We start from the raw sequence: 5302 nt of genomic DNA, 5'->3' as shown, positions 1-5302 counted from the left end.
CTGGCCCAGCTGCAAGACCAGGGCGTCAACAAGGACGAGCACTCCGCCCTGGCCAAATCCGTCGTCACCACAAAAATGCGTGACACCGTGGCCCGAGCCCGGGAAGTCCTCGGCGGCAACGGAATCTTGCTCGGCCACAACGTGGCCCGCTACTTCGCCGACGCCGAAGCGCTCTACTCCTACGAAGGCACCCGAGAGATCAACCAACTCATCGTCGGCCGTGCCATCACCGGCATGGGAGCCTTCGTCTGACACGACACCCTCCTCGTGCCCACGATGCTCGTTCATCTTCTTAGAGTTCGTTGCATAATGACCTCCGTCGCGAGCGGGGATCAGATCGGATACATCGCAAGGCGGAGGATTGGGCCATAGCGGCAGCTATGGTGATTGACGACAACGCAGCGAGGCGCCGATCTGGCCCCGCGCAGCAGGTGGCGTCATTGTGCAATGAGCTCTAAAGGCGGTGAATCGGTAGGACCGTCTCCGGTCGATCACGGGCGCGCCGGATCAAAGCACCACCTGGCAACCGATGGAATCGGTATTCCGCTCGCGGTGATCCTCACCGGCGGCAACATCCACGATAGTGCGCAACTTTTCTCTTTGCTGGATGCGATCCCCGTGATTCGCGGTAAACCGGGCAACCCGTTCACCCGACCACGATGGCTCTACGCCGACCACGCCTACGACTCCGACTCCCCATCGTGCGAAGCTCCGGAACCGAGGAATCGTCTCGAAAATCGCCACCGCAACACTGAATACGGCTCCAGGATCGGCGAACACCGCTGGGGCGTCGAACGCGACTTCGCCTGGCTGTGCGCCTTCAAACGCCTTCGGGGCCGCTACGAGCGACAGGTCAAGACCCACTACGGGTTCCTCAAACTCGCCTGCATCCTAATCAGCCAACGAAAACTCCAAAACCTCATTCTGAAATGAGTTCTTATTCAGCGGGTCCACCGCTCAAGGACTGTAGTTCAGCACGCCCGCGAAGCCATGGCCGTCGCCGGGAACCAAGCGAGCAGCCCATACTCTCACCGGGCTGTTCTCCGTCTCCCCACCGACTGGTACGGCGTTGGGCAGCAGCGGTACCGCGATTAGTGCCGGGCCGTGATCCGCGCCCGTCGAGGTCGAGGTGATTCTTGTGGGCGTGCGGCCACGGCAACATCGACGAGCTCATGGTGTGTATCGGCGCGTCGGCCCGTACCGCCCGATGGTCGCCTCGACGCTGTCGGTCGACCCGACGAAACAAGTCGCTGCCGCATTCGGTGATACACCCGGGTTCCCGACTGGCGCCCACGTGATCCGAGCACAGCGAATTTCCTGCAGCTGCGCGGACAGTGCCTGAGCAACTACACCAGCGACCCGGCCTTTCCCGCGAGTTCGCAGCGTTCGCCGGAAGACGATTCCCGCGGCGCCGTCCTGCGCTGGATGGAAGTCTTCAAGAACCTGCTGAACCGGGATTGTCTCGACTGGCTGCGTTCGCTGTCGAATCCGCCGCTTACCGTGAAAGGTATCCGTCACCCCGATGATGTGCGCCGCGCCAAAGACAGCGGCGTGGATGGTATCTACTGCTCGGCCCCTGGCTGATCGACAACATGGCATTGAGCGGGCTGGTGCAAGCAACCCGGCCACCGTCTCCTGATCTGCGAGCCCGTCCTCGGCCCTTCGGGTAGCGGTACGTAACGCGCAGCTCGCCGAAGGGTCGGACGGTGGAAAGGGGTTACTTTTTGGTCTGGGAAGTACGACGCAATCGGGTGTTGACGAACTCGCCCATACCCCAGCGACCGAGCTCGCGGCCGAAGCCGGACCGTTTCACACCACCGAAGGGCAGTCCGGGAAGAGTGGTGCCGTGCTCGTTGATGTAGGCCATGCCCACTTCGAGCTGATCGGCGATCTTCTGGGCGCGTTCGATGTCGCTGCCCCACACCGAGCCGCTGAGCCCGAAGCTCACATCGTTGGCCAATTTGACGGCCTCGTCGGACGAATCGACGCCGTAGACTACGGCCACGGGACCGAAGATCTCCTCGAAGTAGGCATCCATGTCCTTGGTGACGCCGGTGAGTACGGCCGGACGCATGAAGGCTCCTTCCCTGTCGAGCGCGTCGCCACCGGTGTGCAGTGTGGCGCCCTGTTCCACGGCACGTTTGACCTGTTCCACCACCGTGTCCCGCGCGGTGATCGACGACAGCGGGCCAACCTGCGTGCTCGGGTCCATGGGATCTCCGACCTGGGCGGACTCGAAGGCCTGCGTGACGGTCGACACGAACTCATCGAACTTGTCGTTGGCCACGATCATCCGCTTGGGAGAATTACAGGCCTGGCCGGTATTGGAAAGACGCGCCCGGGCGGCGATCTTGGCGGTATTCTTGATGTCACCGTCATCGAGAACGATGAATGCGTCGGAGCCGCCGAGCTCCAGGACTGCCTTCTTCAGATTCTTGGCTGCGGTGGTGGCCACCGACGCGCCTGCGCGCTCACTGCCGGTCAGGGAAACCCCGCGCACGCGAGGATCAGCGATCATGTCGGCGACTTGATCGTTGCTCGCGAACACATTGATGTAGGCGTCCTCGGGCACTGCGGCAGAGTGCAGGATTTCGGCCATGACTTCCGACGATGCCGGGCAGATCCGTGCGTGTTTGAGGATGATGGTGTTGCCCACCATGAGGTTCGGGGCGACGAAACGAGCCACCTGGTAGTAGGGGTAGTTCCACGGCATCACCCCGACCAGCGAACCGATGGCCTCGGTTTGCACCAGGGACTCCTCGGACCCCTGTGGATCGAGTACCTCTGGTTTCAGCAGGTCCGGTCCATGCTCGCCGTACCAGCGATAGATCGCGCCAGCAAGCTGGACCTCACCCACCGCCTCCTTGACCGGCTTGCCCATCTCGGTCGAAATCAGTTTCCCCAGCTCGTCCTGGCGAGCATCATAGGCATCGGCAGCCCGTATCAGGATCTGCGCACGCTCGGCCACCGGCGTCGCACGCCAGCCCGCGTAGGCACCGTCCGAGCGGCCCAAGACCTGGGCGACAGCCCCATCGCTCAACTCATCGAACTCCTGCTCGGTCTGACCGGTGGTCGGATTAGCTATCACGTAAGTACTCATCGACTCAACTCACGGTAGTTGGCGGTCATTTCAGTCATGTCATACCTCCCACGAGGTCATCATCAGAACGCATCAGTTGTCCTTTCCCTCGCGGGAATCGACTACCCACTTGCGGCGCGTCCATGCACACGAATCAGGACGCGACGGTGATACCGAGTATGAGCACCCCGATGAGCAGCCAGGTGGCGTAGTCGCCGATGTGACCCGAATGCATGGCATGCGGCCAGGCCGTCAGACGATGGCCTGCACCCCAGGGACGGTCGCCACCACAACGCGCTCGCGGCGATCACCGCCGCGGCGGCGACCGAGCCGATCCCGACCAGTACGCCCGCGAGGTTCCAGACCGGAGCGGCGGTCACGATGGAGGGAACCGATCGGGTCGCGACGGTTCCGAGGTATCCGGTGTGCTCGAGCAACCCGGCGCCCACCTGCGCCGCAAGCTCCGAACTGCCGGGCACCCAGCCCGATCAACAGCAGCACGGTGATCGTGGTGCGCATCGTCACGGAGGCTTTCGGCAATACCGTCCTGCCCTCCGGAGCTTCGCCCTCCCCGCTGGTGTGCTCGGTCTCCTCCCGGTCCTCGGGCACGCGGCCGAGGCCGAAGAAGATCCGCAGCCCGGCACGCAGTACCGCCCCCGCGGTCAGGGCTGAGGCCGCCGCTGCCACGCCCACCTGCCAGAGCGGTCCCTGTTCCAGTGCTGATTTGCCGAGACCGATAGCGAAGGGTGGCAGCCCGGCCAACGCCAGCGCGCCCACGATGAACACGGTGCCCAGAAATCGGTCGCCCTTGCCGAACAGGCCGAATTCGTCGATATCCCCGTTTTCGGAGAGCAGCACGCCCGCGATCAGGAACAGTGTCCCTTTGACTCCGGCGTGTCCGAGCAGGTAGAGCCACAGCGCCGGTCCGTGTCCCGCGGCCAGCAGCAGCACTCCGATGTGGGCGATGGTCGAATAGGCGAGCAACCGTTTCACGTGTCGCTGCAACAGGCGCATCAGCGCGCCGAGCGCGGCTGTCAGGGTCCCGAACACCAGCAGCATCCGTGAGAAGACAGCGTGGTCGAGCGAGCCCGCGAACACCGTCGAGTAGGTACGGACCAGGCCATACACTCCCAGCGGTGCCATGATCCCGGAGAGCGGAACGCAGACCGGTGCCGGTGCCACGGCGTGCGCGTCGGCCAACCAGAAGTGAAACGGCACCACGGCGGCCTTCACCAGCCAACCGGTGCACACGAGCACGAAAACCAGCCGGACCAGCATGTCCGCGCGCTGTCCGTTCAGTGCCGTGCCCAGCTGCGCCAGCCGAACAGCAGCGCGGCACCGGTCAGCACAGCGGCGAGCAGACCGAGCCAGGGCCCGGTGCTGTCGCCGACGAGCACGATCCCGACACCGCGCCCATCGTGGACCTGCCACCCAGCCGGGAAATGCACCGCGCGCCCGCCGCGCACGGTTGAAAGCGTGACACCGAGCAGGGCACGGTGTTGATGATCGAGGCGCCCTCGGGCAGGTGCGGCGATGCCGCTTTCGTGGTGTGGAAGAAACTGTGCACGTTGATGTCGAAGGTGTGCAGCCACTGCTCATCGCTGAGCTCTTCGAGTGAGGAAACCGGAATCTGCGTGGCGATGTTGTTCACCAATACACCGATCTCGACGAGTTCGTCGACGGTGCGCCTGACCACGTGCGCACAGTGGCCTTGGTCGGCCATATCGCCGGCTATGTCGATGCAGCGCAGCGCACGCCTTATGCCTGTACCTCGCTGACCGTGCGCTGCGCGTCCCCGTCCTCGTTGAGATAGGTGAACGCGACGTGCGCGCCTTCTTTCACGAATGCAAGGGCCACCGCGACCGATCCCGGAATCCGCGCCGGTCACCCGCGTCGTGTGCCCTCGAGCAGCCCACCACCACGATAGCCGCGCATCAGATCACGTGGCTGTGGCTGCATTCCGGGTCATGCCTGGCGGTGACTGCTGCTGCGCCGGAATCTTTTCGCTGCCCACAGCATCTCCTGTCGTCTATCCGGACGGGATAGCCCCGTGCGGACTCGGCGGAACCCCCTGGCTGTTTACCCCGCAACGCCCGCGGGTATGCGGTACACGAGCCGACACATCGAAGCCAGGTCCGCGGTCGGATCCGCTGACACACCTGGCCGGGAGCGCACCACAGCCCACCGACACCACCACGAGACGAGACGATGGAACCATCCGAG

Annotated in this window: 6 protein-coding genes; 3 read left to right on the top strand and 3 right to left on the bottom strand. The window is 64.1% G+C overall.

The window, feature by feature from the left end:
* The 3 genes from A37U_RS47415 to A37U_RS50700 all read left to right on the top strand — a co-directional run.
* Positions 1-252, top strand: a 252-nt coding sequence (locus tag A37U_RS47415) for an acyl-CoA dehydrogenase family protein (RefSeq protein WP_040589919.1), incomplete at its 5' end; no start/stop codon positions are given.
* A 195-nt stretch (positions 253-447) separates the two neighbouring features.
* Positions 448-933 carry an IS5 family transposase gene (locus A37U_RS47410; protein ID WP_083934217.1) on the top strand — a complete coding sequence of 162 codons (486 nt, stop codon included), beginning with the start codon at positions 448-450 and terminating at the stop codon, positions 931-933.
* Positions 934-1317: 384 nt separating this feature from the next.
* On the top strand, positions 1318-1584 hold the full coding sequence (locus A37U_RS50700; protein ID WP_338055165.1) for an alpha-hydroxy-acid oxidizing protein: 267 nt from the start codon (positions 1318-1320) through the stop codon (positions 1582-1584).
* 133 nt (positions 1585-1717) lie between these two features.
* Here the strand turns inward: A37U_RS50700 and A37U_RS0137610 are convergent, their stop codons facing one another.
* From A37U_RS0137610 to A37U_RS48915, 3 genes are all read right to left on the bottom strand, one after another.
* Complete coding sequence (locus tag A37U_RS0137610) at positions 1718-3100, bottom strand: NAD-dependent succinate-semialdehyde dehydrogenase (RefSeq protein WP_026198031.1); 1383 nt, start codon at positions 3098-3100, stop codon at positions 1718-1720.
* A gap of 231 nt (positions 3101-3331) precedes the next feature.
* On the bottom strand, positions 3332-4510 hold the full coding sequence (locus A37U_RS47405; protein ID WP_205623075.1) for a complex I subunit 5 family protein: 1179 nt from the start codon (positions 4508-4510) through the stop codon (positions 3332-3334).
* On the bottom strand, positions 4422-4967 hold the full coding sequence (locus A37U_RS48915) for an SDR family oxidoreductase (protein WP_083934080.1): 546 nt from the start codon (positions 4965-4967) through the stop codon (positions 4422-4424). The genes A37U_RS47405 and A37U_RS48915 overlap by 89 nt, the downstream gene beginning before the upstream one ends.
* Positions 4968-5302: the final 335 nt, after the last annotated feature.

Source organism: Sciscionella marina DSM 45152 (assembly GCF_000379465.1).
GTDB classification, from domain to species: Bacteria; Actinomycetota; Actinomycetes; order Mycobacteriales; family Pseudonocardiaceae; genus Sciscionella; species Sciscionella marina.
Note: the sequence above shows the minus strand (reverse complement) of the source record. Positions and strands in the feature narration are given on the sequence as shown.

Coding starts and splice junctions, on each gene's coding strand:
- A37U_RS47410 (WP_083934217.1), top strand. CDS start 448: ATGAGCTCTAAAGGCGGTGAATCGGTAGGACCGTCTCCGGTCGATCAC.
- A37U_RS0137610 (WP_026198031.1), bottom strand. CDS start 3,100: ATGAGTACTTACGTGATAGCTAATCCGACCACCGGTCAGACCGAGCAG.